This window comes from Collinsella aerofaciens, assembly GCF_005845035.1.
Classification (GTDB): domain Bacteria; phylum Actinomycetota; class Coriobacteriia; order Coriobacteriales; family Coriobacteriaceae; genus Collinsella; species Collinsella aerofaciens_I.
Genome location: NZ_SPFO01000006.1, coordinates 52,194 through 69,443, shown reverse-complemented (window position 1 = coordinate 69,443; position 17,250 = coordinate 52,194). Strand labels below are relative to the sequence as shown.

At 60.8% G+C, this 17,250-nt stretch carries 15 protein-coding genes; 12 read left to right on the top strand and 3 right to left on the bottom strand.

The features are described 5' to 3' along the window. The 6 genes from FGQ67_RS04500 to FGQ67_RS04475 are packed head-to-tail and all read left to right on the top strand — an operon-like array spanning position 1 to position 7,089. On the top strand, positions 1 to 795 hold the full coding sequence (locus tag FGQ67_RS04500) for an isoprenyl transferase (protein WP_055309876.1): 795 nt from the start codon (positions 1 to 3) through the stop codon (positions 793 to 795). 2 nt (positions 796 to 797) lie between these two features. Continuing rightward, positions 798 to 1,697, top strand: a complete 900-nt coding sequence (locus FGQ67_RS04495) for a phosphatidate cytidylyltransferase (protein WP_249934386.1) — start codon at positions 798 to 800, stop codon at positions 1,695 to 1,697. After that, positions 1,697 to 2,884 (top strand): 1-deoxy-D-xylulose-5-phosphate reductoisomerase, encoded by a 1,188-nt coding sequence (gene dxr, locus FGQ67_RS04490; protein WP_138340354.1) that lies wholly within the window; start codon positions 1,697 to 1,699, stop codon positions 2,882 to 2,884. The genes FGQ67_RS04495 and dxr overlap by 1 nt, the downstream gene beginning before the upstream one ends. Before the next feature lie 25 nt (positions 2,885 to 2,909). Next, entirely contained in the window at positions 2,910 to 4,271 is a 1,362-nt protein-coding gene (locus tag FGQ67_RS04485) for a M50 family metallopeptidase (RefSeq protein ID WP_138340353.1), read from the top strand. Positions 4,272 to 4,284: 13 nt separating this feature from the next. Continuing rightward, positions 4,285 to 5,367: a flavodoxin-dependent (E)-4-hydroxy-3-methylbut-2-enyl-diphosphate synthase gene (ispG, locus tag FGQ67_RS04480; RefSeq protein WP_138340352.1), complete on the top strand. Its 1,083-nt coding sequence runs from the start codon at positions 4,285 to 4,287 to the stop codon at positions 5,365 to 5,367. After that, positions 5,368 to 7,089 (top strand): proline--tRNA ligase, encoded by a 1,722-nt coding sequence (locus tag FGQ67_RS04475; protein ID WP_249934385.1) that lies wholly within the window; start codon positions 5,368 to 5,370, stop codon positions 7,087 to 7,089. It abuts the gene before it with no gap. 179 nt (positions 7,090 to 7,268) lie between these two features. Here FGQ67_RS04475 and FGQ67_RS04470 read toward each other — a convergent pair whose 3' ends face one another. The 3 genes from FGQ67_RS04470 to rpmB form a co-directional block, all read right to left on the bottom strand. Continuing rightward, the gene (locus FGQ67_RS04470; protein WP_006236119.1) at positions 7,269 to 8,033 is read right to left on the bottom strand and encodes an aminoglycoside phosphotransferase family protein; all 765 of its coding nucleotides are present in this window, start codon (positions 8,031 to 8,033) and stop codon (positions 7,269 to 7,271) included. An 88-nt stretch (positions 8,034 to 8,121) separates the two neighbouring features. Beyond that, positions 8,122 to 10,770: a bifunctional acetaldehyde-CoA/alcohol dehydrogenase gene (gene adhE / locus FGQ67_RS04465; RefSeq protein ID WP_138340351.1), complete on the bottom strand. Its 2,649-nt coding sequence runs from the start codon at positions 10,768 to 10,770 to the stop codon at positions 8,122 to 8,124. A 411-nt stretch (positions 10,771 to 11,181) separates the two neighbouring features. Then, positions 11,182 to 11,370, bottom strand: coding sequence for a 50S ribosomal protein L28 (gene rpmB, locus FGQ67_RS04460; RefSeq protein ID WP_022094725.1), 189 nt, complete (start codon positions 11,368 to 11,370; stop codon positions 11,182 to 11,184). A gap of 452 nt (positions 11,371 to 11,822) precedes the next feature. Here rpmB and pyrR point away from each other — a divergent pair, with 452 nt between their 5' ends. The 6 genes from pyrR to pyrF all read left to right on the top strand — a co-directional run bounded on the left by pyrR (position 11,823) and on the right by pyrF (position 17,146). After that, positions 11,823 to 12,407 (top strand): bifunctional pyr operon transcriptional regulator/uracil phosphoribosyltransferase PyrR, encoded by a 585-nt coding sequence (gene pyrR, locus FGQ67_RS04455; RefSeq protein ID WP_138112663.1) that lies wholly within the window; start codon positions 11,823 to 11,825, stop codon positions 12,405 to 12,407. A 4-nt stretch (positions 12,408 to 12,411) separates the two neighbouring features. Then, on the top strand, positions 12,412 to 13,356 hold the full coding sequence (locus tag FGQ67_RS04450) for an aspartate carbamoyltransferase catalytic subunit (protein ID WP_138340350.1): 945 nt from the start codon (positions 12,412 to 12,414) through the stop codon (positions 13,354 to 13,356). Next, positions 13,340 to 14,629 (top strand): dihydroorotase, encoded by a 1,290-nt coding sequence (locus FGQ67_RS04445; RefSeq protein WP_138340349.1) that lies wholly within the window; start codon positions 13,340 to 13,342, stop codon positions 14,627 to 14,629. The genes FGQ67_RS04450 and FGQ67_RS04445 overlap by 17 nt, the downstream gene beginning before the upstream one ends. Before the next feature lie 116 nt (positions 14,630 to 14,745). Continuing rightward, a complete protein-coding gene (locus FGQ67_RS04440) occupies positions 14,746 to 15,513 on the top strand; it encodes a dihydroorotate dehydrogenase electron transfer subunit (RefSeq protein WP_138340348.1) in 768 nt (255 codons plus the stop codon). Between the two features lie 14 nt (positions 15,514 to 15,527). Then, positions 15,528 to 16,436, top strand: a complete 909-nt coding sequence (locus FGQ67_RS04435; protein ID WP_171025199.1) for a dihydroorotate dehydrogenase — start codon at positions 15,528 to 15,530, stop codon at positions 16,434 to 16,436. Then, the gene (gene pyrF / locus FGQ67_RS04430) at positions 16,430 to 17,146 is read left to right on the top strand and encodes an orotidine-5'-phosphate decarboxylase (protein WP_138340346.1); all 717 of its coding nucleotides are present in this window, start codon (positions 16,430 to 16,432) and stop codon (positions 17,144 to 17,146) included. The genes FGQ67_RS04435 and pyrF overlap by 7 nt, the downstream gene beginning before the upstream one ends. The last annotated feature ends 104 nt before the right edge of the window (positions 17,147 to 17,250 follow it).

Genomic DNA, 17,250 nt, shown 5'->3' with positions numbered 1-17,250 from the left:
GTGCAATACGACGAGCATAAACTGGTCGAGTACTTTGCCGACGCCCCTGCGGGCGTCGGTTTTTCCGACCTTGACCTCAATAACATTCCGCACCATATCTCGTGCATCATGGACGGTAACGGTCGTTGGGCCACGTCGCGCGGTCTTGCACGCACCGAGGGCCACAAGGCGGGTATCGTCTCCCTTCGCGAGATTATTACCGCCTGCGTGCGTCTGGGCGTCGACGTGCTTTCGGCCTATGCGTTTTCTACCGAAAACTGGAACCGCCCGCAACACGAGGTCAACGTCTTGATGCACCTGTTTGCCAAGACGTTTATCGACGAGCTGCCGCTTCTGAAGCGCGAAAACGTGCGCGTTGTCTTTTTGGGTGACATTTCCGCGCTGCCCAAGAAGACCCGCGACGTTTTTGAACGCGGTCTTGCAGAGTGCGCCAATCACACCGGCATGACGCTGGCGCTTGCCGTCAACTACGGCGCGCGTGCCGAGATTACCCGCGCTGTCCGTCAGATCGCACTCGACGCTGCCGCCGGTAAGATCGATCCTGGCGCAATTGATGACGACATGGTGGCTTCCCACCTCTATACCGCCGGCCTTCCCGATCCTGAGCTTGTGATTCGCACTTCTGGTGAGCTGCGTCTTTCGAACTATCTGCTGTGGCAGGTGGCTTATTCCGAATTCTACGTCACCGATACCTATTGGCCCGACTTTGATCGTTGGGGCCTTGTCGACGCCATTTTGGCCTATCAGGGCCGTGACCGTAGGTTTGGTGGTCTGAGCAAGACCGAGGAGGCTTAATCGTGTCCGATCGTCCCAAGGCAACTGCTCCCAAGACATCTGAGCGCAAGGCTGTCGCTGCGGGAGCGCCCGCAGCGAAGAATGGCACCGGTTCGTGGCTTGCGGGCTTTATTACCCGTGCCGCCGCCGGTATCGTCTACGCCGTTGTCTTTATCCTGTGCCTGGTTTTGGGTATCGTGCCCACGGCCATCTTTGTTTCTGTCATGAGCGGTCTGTGCTGCTATGAGTTTTTCCGTATGACGAGGCTCGATGGCAAGATGGCTAACGAGCGCATGGGTATCGCTGCCGCCGTACTCTTTCCGCTGTCGGCGTTGGGCGATTCGATGTTGTTGAATGCCCTGCTTTTTGCCCTGATGCTCGCTGTGGGCATTTGGTATGTCTGGTCGCCGCGTACCCGCATCTCTGATGTGGCCGTAACGCTCATGGGTCCCATCTACACTGGCTTTATGCTGTCGGCTATCGTGCTGCTGCGCGATGCCGTGCCCGGTTTTGCCGGCGCCCTGCTTTCAGTGGGCGTTTGCGCGTCCCTTTGGGTCTCCGATTCGTTTGCTTACATCGTGGGCAGTCGTATCGGCAAACACAAGATGGTTCCCAAGATCTCTCCCAAAAAGAGCTGGGAGGGGTTTGTCGGCGGCATTCTGGGCTCGGTTTTGATTTGGCTCATCCTGTGGGCGACGCACTTCTACAAGCTCAGCCTGCCCTATGCGCTGCTGTGCGGCGTGGTGGTGTCCATTCTGGGCGTTATCGGCGACCTTATCGAGTCGCGCATCAAGCGCGGTGTGGGCGTCAAGGATTCCGGTAACCTTATCCCGGGCCACGGCGGCATGCTCGATCGTAGCGATTCGCTTATCTTCGGCTGCATCACCGCGCAGCTGATGCTGATGATCGGAGGCGTGCTGTAATGTCATTCCAGACGACGTATGGCGCCGATGGACGCCTTCGTGTTGCCATCCTGGGTTGTACGGGCTCCATTGGCACCCAGGCGCTCGATGTGTGCCGCCAGCATGCCGATCGCCTGCAGGTGACGGCGCTGTCCGTTAACTCCAGTACCTCCGAGCTCGTTGCCGCTGCCCGCGAGTTTTCGGTTTCGGCGGTTGCCGTGGCCGATGTCGCTCATGGCGATGACGCCGTGCTGCAGGAGTTGCCCGAGGGCACGAAGCTCGGCGTTGGCGCGCAGGCGGTTTGCGAGCTCGCGCGTCGCGACGATGTCGACTGCGTGCTCGTCGCTATTGTGGGTGCCGCCGGTCTCGAGGCGAGCCATGCGGCCTTGACCTCAAATAAGCGCCTTGCCCTTGCCAACAAGGAGTCCCTCGTCGTCGGTGGCGACTTGCTTATGCCGTTGGCGCAACCGGGCCAGCTTATTCCAGTCGACTCTGAGCACTCCGCCATCTACCAGTGCTATCTGGGGGAGAACCCACGCGAAGCTCATTGTATTTGGCTCACCTGCTCGGGCGGTCCGTTCTTTGGCCGCACGCGCGACGAGCTCGATCGCGTGACGCGTGCCGATGCCCTCGCACATCCCACGTGGGCCATGGGTGCCAAGATCACCATCGACTCCGCCACCCTCATGAACAAGGGCCTGGAGCGCATTGAAGCCATGCATCTGTTTAACTGCGACCTCGATTTCATTAACGTGGTCGTGCAGCGCCAGTCCAAGATTCACTCTATGGTCGAGTTCGCCGACGGCTCTGTGATGGCGCATCTCGGTGCTTCCGACATGCGTATTCCCATCCAGTTCGCGTTCTCGTATCCCGAGCGTTGGGATACCCCGGCGCCTCGTATCGATTTCCGCGAGCTGGGGCAGCTCACGTTTGATGCTGCCGACCTGGATACCTTCCGCTGTCTTGCACTGGCCGAGCGTGCCGGCAAGACGGGTGGCACCATGCCGTGCGTGCTCAATGCCGCCAACGAGGTCGCCGTCGATGCCTTCCTGCACGATGGCTGCAGCTTTACCGATATCGATCGCATTGTGGAATCCTGCATGGATGCCCACGATATGCAGGCGGTCGATTCGTTTGAGCAGCTTCGTGACATCGATGCGTGGGCGCGTGAAAAGGCCTCGCAGGTGCTCGCCGCAGCCCGTTCTTAACCCATAAGGATTGCTTTTTCGTTTTATGGATACTGTTCTGAGCGTTCTCTCATCGGTCTTTTGGGGCCTGCTGATGCTTTCCGTCCTCGTGTTTTTGCACGAGGGCGGCCACTTTTTGGCGGCGCGTGCCTGCGGCGTCCGTGTGACCGAGTTCTTTTTGGGCCTGCCGTGCCGCTTTGACATCCATTACACGTCGCGTCGCATTGGAACCAAGTTTGGCGTGACCCCGCTGCTGCTGGGTGGCTACGCTGCCATCTGCGGTATGGATCCGACCGATGTCTCGTGCGCCGATCGCGTGCTCGCGGCTATCTACCGTCATGGTCGCGTGACCGTGGCCGACCTTGCTGTCGAGCTCGAGCTTTCCGAGGGGGATGTGCTCGAGGCTTGTGCTCTGTTGCTGGGCTGGGGCTCCATTGCACCTTGGTATGAGGAAGGGGAGAAGCCCTCACCGAGCTACTATCCCACCAAGTATCAGACACTGCCTCGAGACGCTGCGGGTTACACCACCTTTGACGGCCGCCGGTTCGATCGCGAGCATGCGACTGCCGAGGGCGATGTGTGGGAGCTGCCGTGCGGCGAGGCTGATTTCTTGGCGCAAGAGCGCTCGCATACCTATCTGGGCCAAGGCTTTCTCAAGCGCGCCTTTATGCTGCTCGCGGGCATTCTCGTCAATATCCTGACGGGTTTTTTGCTCCTTATGAGCATCTATTCCATTGCGGGTGTCACCGTGCCGATGGACACCAACGTGATCGGTCAGGTTGACGAGGGGTCTATTGCCGCCAAGGCGGGTATCGAGGCCGGTGATGCGATCCTTTCGGTCGACGGTGTCTCATGTTCCACTTGGATGGACGTCTACGGTGCTATCGGCAAGGCCGCCGGTAAGGACGATATCGCCATTGAGTATGAGCGCGACGGCAAGCAGCATTCGACCTCGGTTGCGCTCAAAGAGGACGAGCGGTTAGGTGTGTATGCTTCTACGGAGGTAGTCCGTTTGGACCCCATCACGTCGGCTCGCCTCTCCTTTTCCTATGTCGTGCAGACAGCGGATGGCGTGATGCGCCTGCTCCAGCCGCAGCATACGATGGAGATTCTCGATCAGTCTTCTTCGATCGTGGGTATTAGCGTTATGTCCTCACAGGCTGCTGCTGCCGGCCCTGCCACGTTCCTTTCGTTTGCTGCCCTCATCTCGTTCTCGCTTGGCTTTATGAACCTGCTGCCCATCCCGCCACTCGATGGCGGTAAGCTGGTCATCGAGATCATTCAAAAGATTGCGGGACGCGAGCTTCCGCTCAAGGTCCAGACGATTGTGAGCTATGTGGGCATCGCGCTCTTTGCGCTGCTGTTTGTCTATATGCTTCGTTCCGACATCCTTCGATTTATTCTGTAGGGGAGTGTTTGGATTGTCTTTATCCCATCCTTTGCCGCGCGAACTGACGCACCCCGTGCGTGTGGGCGGCGTACAGATCGGTGGCGGCGCGCCGGTCGTGGTTCAGTCCATGACTTGCACCGATACCGCCGACGCCCAGGCAACGCTTGCGCAAGTGTGCGCGTTGGCGCAGGCTGGCTGCGATATCGTGCGCGTGAGCGTGCCCACCGAGGCCGCGCTTGGGGGTTTCCGCACCATCTGTGCCGAGTCTCCGGTGCCGATCGTCGCCGATATTCACTTTAACCATAAGCTCGCCATTGGTGCCGTCGAGGCTGGTGCCGCCAAACTGCGCATTAATCCCGGCAATATCGGCGATTGGGCTAAGGTTGACGCGGTGATCGATGCTGCGGGTGCAGCGGGCTGTGCGATTCGTATCGGCGTCAATGCCGGTTCACTTGAGCAGGATATCGCCGAGCGCGACGACCTCACGCAGCCCGAAAAGCTCGTGATGTCGAGCGAGCGTTTCGTCAAGCATTTTGAAGACCGCGGCTTTACGAACATTGTGCTTTCGGCCAAGGCCCATAGCGTGCAAACGACGCTCGATGCCTATCGAGCCTTGTCGCGTGAGATTCCTCACGTTCCGCTTCACCTGGGCGTAACCGAGGCGGGTACCAAGCTTCAGGGCACCATTAAGAGCTCGGTGGGCCTTGGTATTCTGCTGTCTGAGGGTATTGGTGACACCATGCGCGTCTCTCTCACGGCCGATCCGGTTGAGGAGCCTCCGGTTGCCTGGGGTATTCTGCAGTCGCTGGGCCTGCGTCGCCGTGGCCCCGAGATTGTCTCGTGCCCCACGTGCGCCCGCTGCCAGGTTAACCTCATTCCCATCGCCGAGGAGGTCACCGAGCGGCTTAAGAACTACTCCGCGCCGCTTTCTATCGCTGTGATGGGATGTGCCGTTAATGGCCCCGGTGAGGCTTCTGATGCCGACCTGGGCGTTGCTTGCGGACGTGGTCAGGCCTTGCTCTTTTCGCATGGCCAGATCATTGGTAAAGTAGCTGAGGACCAAATTGTCGACGCGCTTATGGCAGAGGTCGACAAACTTATTGAGGAGAAATAAATGACCCGAGCAATGTATATGTCTAAGCTCTATGCGCCGACGCTTAAAGAGGATCCGGCGGACGCTGAGCTCGCCAGCCACCGCCTGCTGCTCCGTGCCGGCATGATCCGCAAGGAGGCCGCCGGTCTGTATTCCTACCTGCCGCTCGCATGGCGCTCGATTCGCAAGATCGAGAACATCGTGCGCGACGAGATGGATGCCGCCGGCGCCCAGGAGCTCATGATGCCCATTATGGTCGACGCTGAGCTATGGCGCGAGTCCGGCCGCATCGACGCCTATGGCAAGGAGCTCGTGCGCTTTGATGACCGCCACGGCCGCGAGTTCGTGCTGGGCCCCACCCACGAGGAGACTGTCACCGCCCTGGTGCGCAATGAACTGCGCTCCTATAAGCAGCTTCCCGTCAACCTCTACCACATCCAGGACAAGTTCCGTGACGAGTTCCGTCCCCGCTTTGGCCTGATGCGCGGTCGCGAGTTCATCATGAAGGACGCCTACAGCTTCTCTGCCACGCAGGAGAGCCTGCAGGAGGAGTATGACAAGATGAAGCAGGCCTACGCCAACATCTGCGAGCGCTGCTACATCAAGGCCCTGCCCGTCGTTGCCGACTCCGGCGAGATCGGCGGCGACACCTCCGTTGAGTACATGGCTTTGGCCGACGCTGGCGAGGCTTCGCTCGTCTACTGCGATGAGTGCGGCTTCGCTGCCGACGATGAGGCCGCAAGCACCAAGGTCGTTGTGACCGAGGGTCCTGGCGACGGTACGCTCACCAAGGTCGAGACTCCGGGCATGGGTACCATTGAGGCTGTTGCCAAGTTCTTTGGGTTCCCCGAGAACGGCACGCGCAAGTCCCTGGCGTTGATTGACTCCGAGGGCAAGCCGGTCGTGGCCCTTGTTCCGGGCGATCATGAGCTCAATGACTGCAAGGCCGAGCATGTCTTTGGCAAGGGTTATCGCATGATGACCGATGAGGAGCTCCAGACCTACGGTCTGCATAAGGGCTTTATCGGACCGGTTAACCTTCCCGAGGGCATTCGCCTGGTGTGCGACGAGAGCCTGCGCGAGTCCAAGCAGTGGGCCTGCGGTGCCAACGAGGTCGACTATCACTTTACCGGCGCCTGCCCCGAGCGCGACTTTACCGTCGACGAGTGGGCCGATCTGGTCACCGTTGTTGCCGGCGACCCTTGCCCGCACTGCGGCAAGCCGCTCTCCGCTGCTCGCGGCATCGAGGTCTCGCAGGTCTTCCAGCTGGGTACCAAGTATTCCGAGGCCATGGGTGCCACCTTTATGGACGAGGACGGCAAGGAGAAGCCGCTCATCATGGGTTGTTACGGCGTGGGCGTGTCCCGCTCGCTCGCTGCCGTCGTGGAGCAGCACAACGACGAGCACGGTATCGTCTGGCCGGTCTCCGTTGCCCCGTACGAGGTCGCGGTGATTCCGCTCGACCCCAAGAAGGAGGAGTGCGCTACCGTCTGCGAGCAGATTGTTGATGGCCTGTGTGCCGAGGGTATCGAGGTCGTCGTCGACGATCGCGATGAGCGTCCTGGCTTTAAGTTTGCCGATAACGACCTCATGGGCTTCCCGTATCAGGTGGTGCTCGGCAAGCGTGGCCTTAAGAACGGCACCGTCGAGCTCAAGGACCGTTCCACAGGCGAGCGCGAGGATGTGGCGATCGACGAGGTCGTCGCCAAGGTTGCCGAGCTTGTTAAGGCGGCCCGTCGTTAATCGACGATTTCGCTTGTAGTTCGATATACGGGACGGCCCCGCATTTCTCCAGATCGGGGAGATGCGGGGCCGTCCTTTTATCTTGTAGCATCCTCGATATCTAAAAGGAAAACCCCACAGCCTATGCGAGCTGCGGGGTTTTCCTTTGTGCCTCCGATGCGAAATGAATCGCTCAGATATTACTGATAATCGACGACGTCGATCCAGTTCTTCAGGAACTCGTCGTTCACGTTGCGCTTACGAGCGAGCTCGGAAGCGGCGACGATGCTCGTCCACTGACGCACGACCTGCATGGGCATGTCGGCGCGGTCGCAGTAGAGCTCCAGGTAGGCCTCGGCCTGATCCTTGCTGTTGAGGGCAAAGAGCAGGTAGGTGGTGGCAACGTCGGCAGCAGGGGAGCCCTGGGTGGCGTGTGCCCAGTCGCACACATAGAGCTGGCCGTCGTCGCCGACGATGACGTTGGAGGGGTTGAAATCGCCGTGGCAGACCTTGAACTCCTTGGTCATGCCGTCCAGACGCTCCTGAAGGTTGTAGCGCGTGGTGGCATTGAGCTGATCAAGGCTGTCGATCATGCGGGCGAACTTGTCGCGCTGACGGTTGAGCAGCGGGGAGGTGTAGCCGTGGATCTCGATCTGGAGGTCGACGAACATCTCGAGGTACTCACCAAAGCGCTGGGGCTCGGCAGTCATCTTCTCGGCAAGGGTGGTGCCCGGAACCTTCTCGGTCACGAGCGCCCAGCCGTTGGCGTTCTCGAGCTGGGAAACCTCGAGAGCCTTGGGGCTGCGGATGCCGCACTCATTGATGCGGGCAAGATTCAAAGCCTCGTTGAACACGTCGGAGACAGGCTTGGTCTCGTTAAAGACCTTGACGATCTTGTCGCCCAGGTCGTAAACGACCTTGTTGCCACGGCGGACGAGCTCGGTCTTGGAATCGGGTAGCAGCATGGTTGCATCCTTTCAACGATGCGATAGAAGCGACGGCGGGGGTGTGTGAAACACCCGTGCACCCCCGCCGTTAAAAACCGTGCTAAAACTAGCAGACGGCGTAGTCCTGAGGCTCGCGGCCGTAGTAGGCGTCCAGGTAGAGCTCCTTGATCTCGCTCATGAGCGGGTAGCGCGGGTTGGCGCCGGTGCACTGGTCGTTGAATGCCTGCTCGGTCATCTCGTCGAGGGTGTCGAGGAAGTACTGCTCGTCAACACCGTAGTCGGCGATGGTCTTCTTGACGCCGATGAAGTCCTTGAGCTCCTCGAGCTTCGTGATGAAGTTCTCGAAGACCTCCTTGTCGTCCTTGCCCTCGATGCCGCAGTACTTGGCCATCTCGGCGTAGTTGTGCAGTGCGTTGGGGTAAGGATACTGGGAGAAGGTACCCATCTTGACGGGAGCCTCGGCGGCGTTGTAGCGCATGACGCGGGTCAGGATGACGGCGTTTGCGAGGCCGTGAGGCAGGTGATGGAAAGCGCCGAGCTTGTGGGCCATGGAGTGGTTGAGGCCCAGGAAGGCGTTGGCGAAGGCCATACCGGCCATGCAGGAGGCGTTGTGCATCTCCTCGCGGGCATGCGGGTCCTTGGCGCCGTTCGTGAAGCTGGAGGGCAGGTTCTCGAAGACGAGCTTAGCAGCGCGCTCGGAGAGGCCCTTGGTGTAGTCGGAAGCCATGATGGAGACGTAGGACTCGATGGCGTGGGTCATGACGTCGATGCCGGAGGCAGCGGTCAGGCCGCGCGGGGCGGTCATGCAGTTGTCGGCGTCGACGATAGCCATGTTGGGGAGCAGCGCGTAGTCGGCGAGCGGCCACTTGATGCCGGTCTCCTTGTCGGTGATGATGGCGAACGGCGTGCACTCGGAGCCGGTACCCGAAGAGGTCGGGACGGCGACGAAGTAGGCCTTCTTGCCCATCTCGGGGAAGGTGAAGATACGCTTGCGGATGTCCATGAAGTCCATGGCCATGTCCTCAAACTTGCACTCGGGGTGCTCGTACATCATCCACATGATCTTGCCGGCGTCCATAGCGGAGCCACCGCCGACGGCGATGATGACGTCCGGCTCAAAGAGAGCCATCTGCTTGGCGCCGCGACGTGCGCACTGCAGCGACGGATCGGGCTCGACGTCGTAGAAGCAGTCGTGGGCGATGCCCATCTCGTCGAGCTTGGCCTCGATGGCGCGGGTGTTGCCATTCTTGAAGAGGAACTGGTCGGTGACGATGAAGGCGCGCTTCTTGCCCATGACGTTGCCAAGCTCGTCGAGGGCGACGGGCGTGGAACCCTTCTTGAAGTAGACCTTCTCGGGAGCGCGGAACCACAGCATGTTCTCACGGCGCTCGGCCACAGTCTTAACGTTGATCAAGTGCTTCACCCCAACGTTCTCGGAGACGGAGTTGCCGCCCCAGGAGCCGCAGCCCAGGGTCAGAGACGGCTTCATGCCAAAGTTGTACAGGTCACCGATGCCGCCGTGCGAGGACGGGGTGTTGATGACGATACGGCAGGCCTTCATGACGTGCTCGAACAGGCTGATCTTCTCGGCCTGGGCGGGGTGCACGTACAGAGAGGCGGTGTGGCCCGGGCCACCGGCGAGCACCAGGTGCTCGGCCTTGTCGACGGCCTCCTGGAAGTCCTTGGCGTGGTACATGGCCAGGACCGGGGAGAGCTTCTCGTGGGAGAACTCCTCCTTGGCGGGGTCAGTGGAGGTGACCTCGGCGATCAGGATCTTAGTCTTGGCGGGAACCTCGATGCCGGCGAGCTCGGCGATCTTGGCGGCAGCCATGCCGGGGATGCGGTGATCGAGGGCGCCGTTCTTGAACATGGCGGCACGCAGGGCCTCCATCTCGGCACCCTGCTTGACGAAGTAGCAGCCGCGCTTCTGGAACTCGGCCTTAACCTGGTCATAGATGCTGTCGATGACGGTCACGGACTGCTCGGAAGCGCAGATCATGCCGTTGTCGAAGGTCTTGGAGTGGATGATGGAGTTGACGGCGAGCAGCACGTCGGCGGTGTCGTCGATGACGACCGGGGTGTTACCGGCGCCAACGCCCAGGGCGGGCTTGCCCGAGGAGTAAGCGGCCTTGACCATGCCCGGGCCACCGGTGGCGAGGATGATGTCGACGTCGCGCATGACCATGTTGGTCAGCTCGATGGAGGGGACATCGACCCAGCCGATGATGCCCTCGGGGGCGCCGGCCTTGACGGCGGCGTCAAGCACGAGCTTGGCGGCGGCGATGGTGCACTTGGCGGCAGCCGGGTGCGGGGAGATGATGATGGCGTTGCGGGTCTTCAGGCTGATCAGCGTCTTGAAGATCGCGGTGGAGGTGGGGTTGGTCGTCGGGATGACGGCGCCCACGATGCCGATGGGCTCGGCGATCTTGGTGATGCCGTAGGCCTCGTCGCGCTCAAGGACACCACAGGTCTTGGTGTTCTTGTAAGCGTTGTAGATGTACTCTGCGGCGTAGTGGTTCTTGATGACCTTGTCCTCAAGAACGCCGCGGCCGGTCTCCTCGATGGCCATCTTCGCCAACGGGATACGAGCCTTGTTGGCGGCCATGGCGGCCTCATAGAAGATCTTGTCGACCTGCTCCTGCGTGTACGTAGCAAAAAGCGCCTGGGCCTCTCGCATTTGAGCGAGCTTAGCCTCAAGCGCCTCTACGTTGTCCACAATTGCGGGAGTAGTGTTTTCCGGTGACTTTTTCACCATTTGTGTCTCCTTGCGATCGGAGATTTACCCTACGCCTTGCATGATAGCAAGAAATAATTCGGTAAACGGTCAGATTCCCGTAAAAGGCATACTAAAACGCTTCAATTAAATGAACCGTTTCAACTAAATTATGCTACTTAGCGTAGGAAAGATCGGATGCTTTGCGCCTTGTAGGTGCCCTGAAGCCGTATTGGCCAGCATTTGGTTCCAGAGGGTTTTTGGCTTAAAGGCGTCGGGTTATCGAGAACGACTTTTGCATATTCATATGTTAATAGTTGTCGTTTTACGATCAGTTGGTAGTCAATAAACCAAAAAGGCGCCCTCCGTAGGGGAGGGCGCCTTTGGTAAGTTCTATGTGAACGCGAGGTCTTTGACCCGGAGAGTCCGAGGTACTTGTTGGTAAGACCTTATTTAGGAGCGCGCAACCTTGCCGGACTTGAGGCAGGTGGAGCAAACGTTCATCTTGCGACGGTGACCGTCGACGACGACGTAAACGCGCTGGATGTTGGGGCGGAACTTACGGTTGGTGACGCGGTGAGAGTGGCTGATGGAGCGACCGGCAACGGGGTGCTTACCGCAAACTTCGCAAACTTTGGACATAACTGACCCTCCTTGGGCGACAAACGAACATGTCGCGTTAACAAACAAGCCTGAACTATAGCACAGAAGCAGCTCCCTGTGCGTAATCTACACAGAGATATTTCTCTTTTGGCGATAGTGCCCACGCCACGGCCCTGGACGTAGATCCGATTTGCGTGCAGCAGAGGGGATTATGCCAGCTCGCAACAAGGTTTTCAAGCTCGTCCCACAAATATATATAGGTTTATTGAGCGTTGGGCTCCGTTTACGGATTGCTCCGTATTTATGCTCGCAATTAAGCTCGAGGTTGGCTAGACTATCCCTTGACCATTAAAGGGGTACGAGATACCCACATGGAATTACATAGCTGCCATAGAGCAGCCTTTCCTTGTGGGTGTCTGGTCCGCTTTGAGCGGTCGGGCATCTATTTTTTTGACTGTGTCAGCAGTCAAGACATGTGAGGAAGGAGATCGATGGGCACGACTTCCCCCAAGGCGGTCATCATGGACGAGACCGCCGTCAACCGAGCGATGACCCGCATCGCGCACGAGATTCTCGAGCGCAACGAGGGCTGTGAAGACCTCGCTCTGGTCGGCATCGTCACGCGCGGCGACCTTCTGGCAAAGAAGCTCGCCGAGGAGATCAAGGAGATCGAGGGCGTCGAAGTTCCGCTCGGCAGCCTCGACATCAGCTTCTACCGCGATGACTATGCGACCAATTTCGCTCCCGCGATCCACGCTACCAACATTCCCTTTAGCGTCGACGGCAAGCGCGTCGTGCTGGTGGACGACATCCTGTACACGGGTCGTACCATCCGCGCCGCTCTGGACGCCGTCATGGACCTGGGCCGCCCGAGCCGCATTGAGCTGGCAGTTCTCGTTGACCGCGGTCACCGCGAGCTTCCCATCTCGCCGGACTTTGTCGGCAAGAACGTTCCCTCGTCTCACGAGGAGAACGTGCACCTATATATGAAGGAAGTCGACGGCCGTACCGCTGTCGAGATCAACGACGTCGCGCCGGGTTCCCACGTGGGCTCCGCGCCGCTGGGAGGTGAGTAGTACCGTGGCGTTCAACCATAAGCACCTGATCGACATTACCGAGTACTCCGAAGAGGATATTAAGCTCATCCTCGAGACCGCCAAGGCGTTCTCCGAGGTCAACGAGCGTGCGATCAAGAAGGTCCCCACGCTCAAGGGCAAGACCATCGTCAACATGTTCAACGAGCCCTCGACGCGCACCCGCAGCTCCTTCGAACTCGCCGAGAAGCGTCTTTCGGCCGACAGCCTCAACTTTGGCGGCTCCTCGACCTCCACGGTCAAGGGCGAGAGCCTCGTCGATACCGTCGAGACCCTTAACGCTTATAAGATCGACTGCATCGTCGTGCGTGACAAGCACGCCGGCGCGCCCTACATCGTCACGCAGAACTCGCCCGCGAGCGTTATCTGCGCCGGCGATGGCAAGCATAATCACCCCACGCAGGCCCTGCTCGACCTGTACACCATTTGGCAGCACAAGGGTGACTTCCATGGTCTGAAGGTCGCCGTCGTCGGCGACATCTCCCACTCCCGTGTCTGCGGCTCGCTGATCCCCGCCCTTAAGATCATGGGCTGCGAGACCTACGCCGTCGCCCCCGGCACGCTGCTGCCGCCGGCACCCGAGGTCCTTGGCTGCGACCACGTGACGAGCGATCTCGATTCCGTCCTGCCCGAGCTGGACGTCGTCTACATGCTGCGCGTGCAGCAGGAGCGCCTCGAGGGCGCACCGTTCCCTACGATTCGCGAGTACCACAAGCTCTTCGGTCTGACCAAGGACCGCGAGAAGCTCATGAAGCCCGATGCGATCATCTGTCACCCGGGCCCCATCAACCGCGGTGTCGAGTTCGACTCCTACATGGCCGACCACCCGCAACGCTCCGTCATCCTGGAGCAGGTCTACGCCGGCATCTGCGTGCGTATGGCTATCCTGTATCTGCTGCTTGGAGGTGCCGATAATGGCCTTGCTTCTTAAGAATGCCCACGTCGTCGATCCGTCTGTCGAGCTTGACGGTGTCGTCGACGTCCTGATCGACGGCGACAAGATCGCCGAGGTCGGCGAGAACCTCGCCGCCGAGGGAGTCGAGGTCCGCGACCTTTCCGGCAAGTATCTCGTCCCCGGCCTGGTGGATATGCACGTGCATCTGCGCGAGCCTGGCTACGAGGTCAAAGAGGACATCGAGAGTGGCACCCGCGCTGCTGCCAAGGGCGGCTTCACCGGCGTTTGCGCCATGCCCAACACCGATCCCGTCACCGATAACGGCACCGTCGTTGAGTTCGTTAAGTCCCGCGCTGCCGAGGTCGGCCACTGCCGCGTCTATCCGTCGGGCGCCATGACCCGCGGTCTTAAGGGCGAGGCCATGTCCGAGATGGGCGATATGGTCGCCCACGGCGCCGTCGCCTTCACTGACGACGGTCGTGGCGTGCAGGGCGCGGGCATGCTCCGTCGCTGCATGGACTACGGCAAGATGTTCGGCAAGGTCTTTATGAGCCACTGCCAGGACGAGGATCTGGTCGGTCACGGTCAGATCAACGAGGGCAAGGTCTCGACCCGTCTGGCCCTCGAGGGCTGGCCGGCGGCAGGCGAGGAGCTGCAGATCGCTCGCGATATCGAGATCGCCAAGCTGACCGGTGCCAAGCTGCACATCCAGCACATCTCCACCGCTCATGGCCTGGAACTCGTGCGAGCCGGTAAGGCCGCCGGTGTCCAGGTGACCTGCGAGGCTACCCCGCACCACATGTTCCTGACCGAGAACGACCTGGACGAGACCTACAACACCTCGCTCAAGGTCAATCCGCCGCTTCGCACCGACGAGGACGCCGAGGCCATCCGTCAGGGTGTCATCGACGGTACCGTCGACGTGATCGTCACCGATCACGCTCCCCACACCCCGTGGGAGAAGGCCCGCGAGTTCGAGCTTGCGCCCTTTGGCATGATCGGCCTCGAGACCTCGCTGTCGCTTGTGCTTACCGAGCTGGTCAATACGGGCAAGATGAGCATGGCTCGCATGGTCGAGCTCATGGCCATCAAGCCGCGTGAGATCCTGGGCCTCGACCAGGTTCAGGTCAAGGCGGGCTCTGTCGCCGACCTGACCGTGTTCGACCCCTCCGCAACCTGGACGGTTGGCGAGGACGGTTACGAGTCGCGCGCCGAGAACTCCGGTTTTGCCGGCCGCACGCTCACCGGTCGTGCCACCGATGTGTTTGTCGGCGGTAAGCAGACGCTTGCTGACGGCTGCATCTGCTAGCATAGCCTTATCGCTTTTGTGCGCGGCGCCCTTGCAGTGCCGCGCTTTCTATTCGTTTGGACCATGCAACCGCATGGGGGATTGGAGCGTCTATGCCCACACCTTCCACTGCACGCATGCACGACTTCGAGGTCGTCTCGAACCGGGAGATTGCCGACGGCATCTTCTCGCTCGTCATCTCGGCCCCCAAGCTTGCAAGTGCGCTCAAGCCCGGTCAGTTTGTGAACATCGCCGTACCCGGAGATGCGTCCTCGCTGCTTCGCGTGCCCCTGAGCTACTACCGCGCCGACGCCGAGGCCGGCACCGTCGAGCTGTGGTACGCCGTCGTGGGCGACGATACCCGTCGTTTGTCCCAGATGGGCCCTGGCTCCACCTCTAACCTGCTGGGCCCCGGTGGCCGTGGCTGGATGGTACCCGAGGGCACCAGGAAGGCCCTGCTCGTCGCCGGTGGCATCGGCGTTCCGCCTGTGCTGTGCCTTGCCGGTATGCTTGCCGAGCAGGGTGTTGATGTGGACGTGTGCTTGGGCTTTGGCACCGCGTCCAAGGCCGTGGGTGTCGATGAGTTCCGCGCGCTGGGCGCCACGGTTAACGTGTGCACCGACGACGGTACGCTGGGTACGCACGGTTTTTGCACCGATCCGGCAGCCGAGCTGCTCGGCGAGGGCGGCTACGACTACGTGGCCAGCTGCGGCCCCGCCGTCATGATGAAGAAAGTCGCCGCCGCTGCCGCCGAGGCCGGTGCGTACTGCGAGGTGTCTCTCGAGCGCATGATGAGCTGCGGCTTTGGCGCCTGCAACACCTGCAATGTCGAGACGGTCGACGGTATGAAGGGCGCCTGCATGTGCGGCCCCGTGTTCGATGCTTCCAAGGTGGTGGTCTTCTAGTGGGTACCGTGAACATGGCCGTCGATTTCGGCGGCGTCATGATGCAGAACCCCATCAACACCGCAGCCGGTACCTTCGGCTACGGTTGGCAGTTCCAGAACTTCTTCGATGTGTCCCAGCTGGGCGCCATCACCACTAAGGGCTGCGCCGCCGAGCCCTGGCCGGGCAACCCTGCGCCCCGTATGGCCGAGATCCCGGGCGGTATGATCAACTCCGTGGGCCTGCAAAACCCCGGTGTCGCCGCCTTTGCCCGTGAGTCCGGCCCGTGGCTCGAGCAGCTGTCCAAGGACGGTTGCCAGGTCATTTGCCAGGTTGCCGGCCACTCCGTTGATGAGTTTGTGCGCGCGCTCGAGATGTATGTCGAGCTATGCCCCTGGGCTGCCGGCTACGAGATCAACGTGAGCTGCCCCAACATCGCCGCCGGCGGTGCCGCCATGGGGTCTACGCCCGAGGGTGCCTCTTCCGTCATGGCCGCCTGCCGCAAGGTGACCGATAAGCCGCTGTTCGTCAAGATGGCTCCGGTCAACGTCGCCGAGATTGCCAAGGCTCTCGAGGCCGCCGGCGCCGATGGACTTTCGGTCATAAACTCCATCCAGGGCATGGCCATCGACGTTCATACCCGTAAGTCCCGCGTGGCCAAGCCCAAGGGCGGCCTTTCGGGCCCGCTGTGCCACCACATCGCCGTGCGCATGGTCTGGGAGGTTGCCCAGGCCGTTGATATCCCCATCAACGGTGTCGGCGGCGTCATGACCGGCGAGGATGCGGCCGAGTTTATCCTGGCTGGCGCCACCTGCGTGTCGGTCGGCATGGCCAACTTCGTCGATCCGTGCGCTTCGCTCAAGATTGCGCACGAGCTCGAGGCCTGGGCGGAGTCCCAGGGCGTGAAGGATATCAACGAGCTGGTAGGTGCTTTCGAATGCTAGAGACTGATGCCCGCGACCGCGTTATCGTCGCCCTCGACTGCGACCGTGAGCGTGCGCTCGAGCTCGCCCATGAGCTTTCGGGCCATGCCGCTTGGCTCAAGGTCGGCATGACGCTCTATTACGCCGAGGGTCCCCAGATCGTCAAGACCTTTAAGGACCTTGGCTTTAAGGTCTTCCTCGACCTTAAGTTCCATGACATTCCGCATCAGGTGCGCGGCGCTGCCCGCTCGGCCTCGCTTGCCGGTGCCGACCTGCTTTCGGTTCACGGCCTGGGCTCGGGCGCTATGCTCGCTGCCTGCCGCGAGGGTGCCGAGGAGGCGCGCGTGGACCGTGCCAAGCTTGTCGCCATTACCGTACTCACGAGCATGAGCCAGGATTCGCTGGCCGAGATTGGCGTCGAGTCGCCTGTGGCCGAGGAGGCCGCTCGCCTGGCGAAGCTTGCTCAGGCCAACGGCATCGACGGTATCGTGTGCTCTCCGATGGAGGCTCACGATATGCGCGAGCTGCTGGGCCCCGATGCCCTCATCGTGACCCCGGGCGTGCGTCCCGTGGGCGCGGCCCTGGGCGATCAGTCCCGCGTTGCCACGCCTTCTCAGGCTATCGAGCGCGGCGCGAGCCATATCGTGGTGGGCCGTCCCATCACCGGTGCCGACGACCCGGTTGCCGCTTTTGACGCCATTGTCGCCGAGCTGGTCGAAAACGTCGCGTAAAAGATTTCCTTAAGTCACCACTTTTGGGTGCCATTAGCACAAATTAGCCCCCGTGCCTGCGAAAACTTTCCCATCTATTGTGTGGAATCGCGGTTCGGGGGCTT

Coding starts and splice junctions, on each gene's coding strand:
- dxr (WP_138340354.1), top strand. CDS start 1,697: ATGTCATTCCAGACGACGTATGGCGCCGATGGACGCCTTCGTGTTGCC.
- FGQ67_RS04470 (WP_006236119.1), bottom strand. CDS start 8,033: ATGCTGCTACCCGATTCCAAGACCGAGCTCGTCCGCCGTGGCAACAAG.
- FGQ67_RS04440 (WP_138340348.1), top strand. CDS start 14,746: ATGCACGACTTCGAGGTCGTCTCGAACCGGGAGATTGCCGACGGCATC.
- adhE (WP_138340351.1), bottom strand. CDS start 10,770: ATGGTGAAAAAGTCACCGGAAAACACTACTCCCGCAATTGTGGACAAC.
- rpmB (WP_022094725.1), bottom strand. CDS start 11,370: ATGTCCAAAGTTTGCGAAGTTTGCGGTAAGCACCCCGTTGCCGGTCGC.
- FGQ67_RS04435 (WP_171025199.1), top strand. CDS start 15,528: ATGGCCGTCGATTTCGGCGGCGTCATGATGCAGAACCCCATCAACACC.
- FGQ67_RS04475 (WP_249934385.1), top strand. CDS start 5,368: ATGACCCGAGCAATGTATATGTCTAAGCTCTATGCGCCGACGCTTAAA.
- FGQ67_RS04445 (WP_138340349.1), top strand. CDS start 13,340: ATGGCCTTGCTTCTTAAGAATGCCCACGTCGTCGATCCGTCTGTCGAG.
- FGQ67_RS04485 (WP_138340353.1), top strand. CDS start 2,910: ATGGATACTGTTCTGAGCGTTCTCTCATCGGTCTTTTGGGGCCTGCTG.
- pyrR (WP_138112663.1), top strand. CDS start 11,823: ATGGGCACGACTTCCCCCAAGGCGGTCATCATGGACGAGACCGCCGTC.
- pyrF (WP_138340346.1), top strand. CDS start 16,430: ATGCTAGAGACTGATGCCCGCGACCGCGTTATCGTCGCCCTCGACTGC.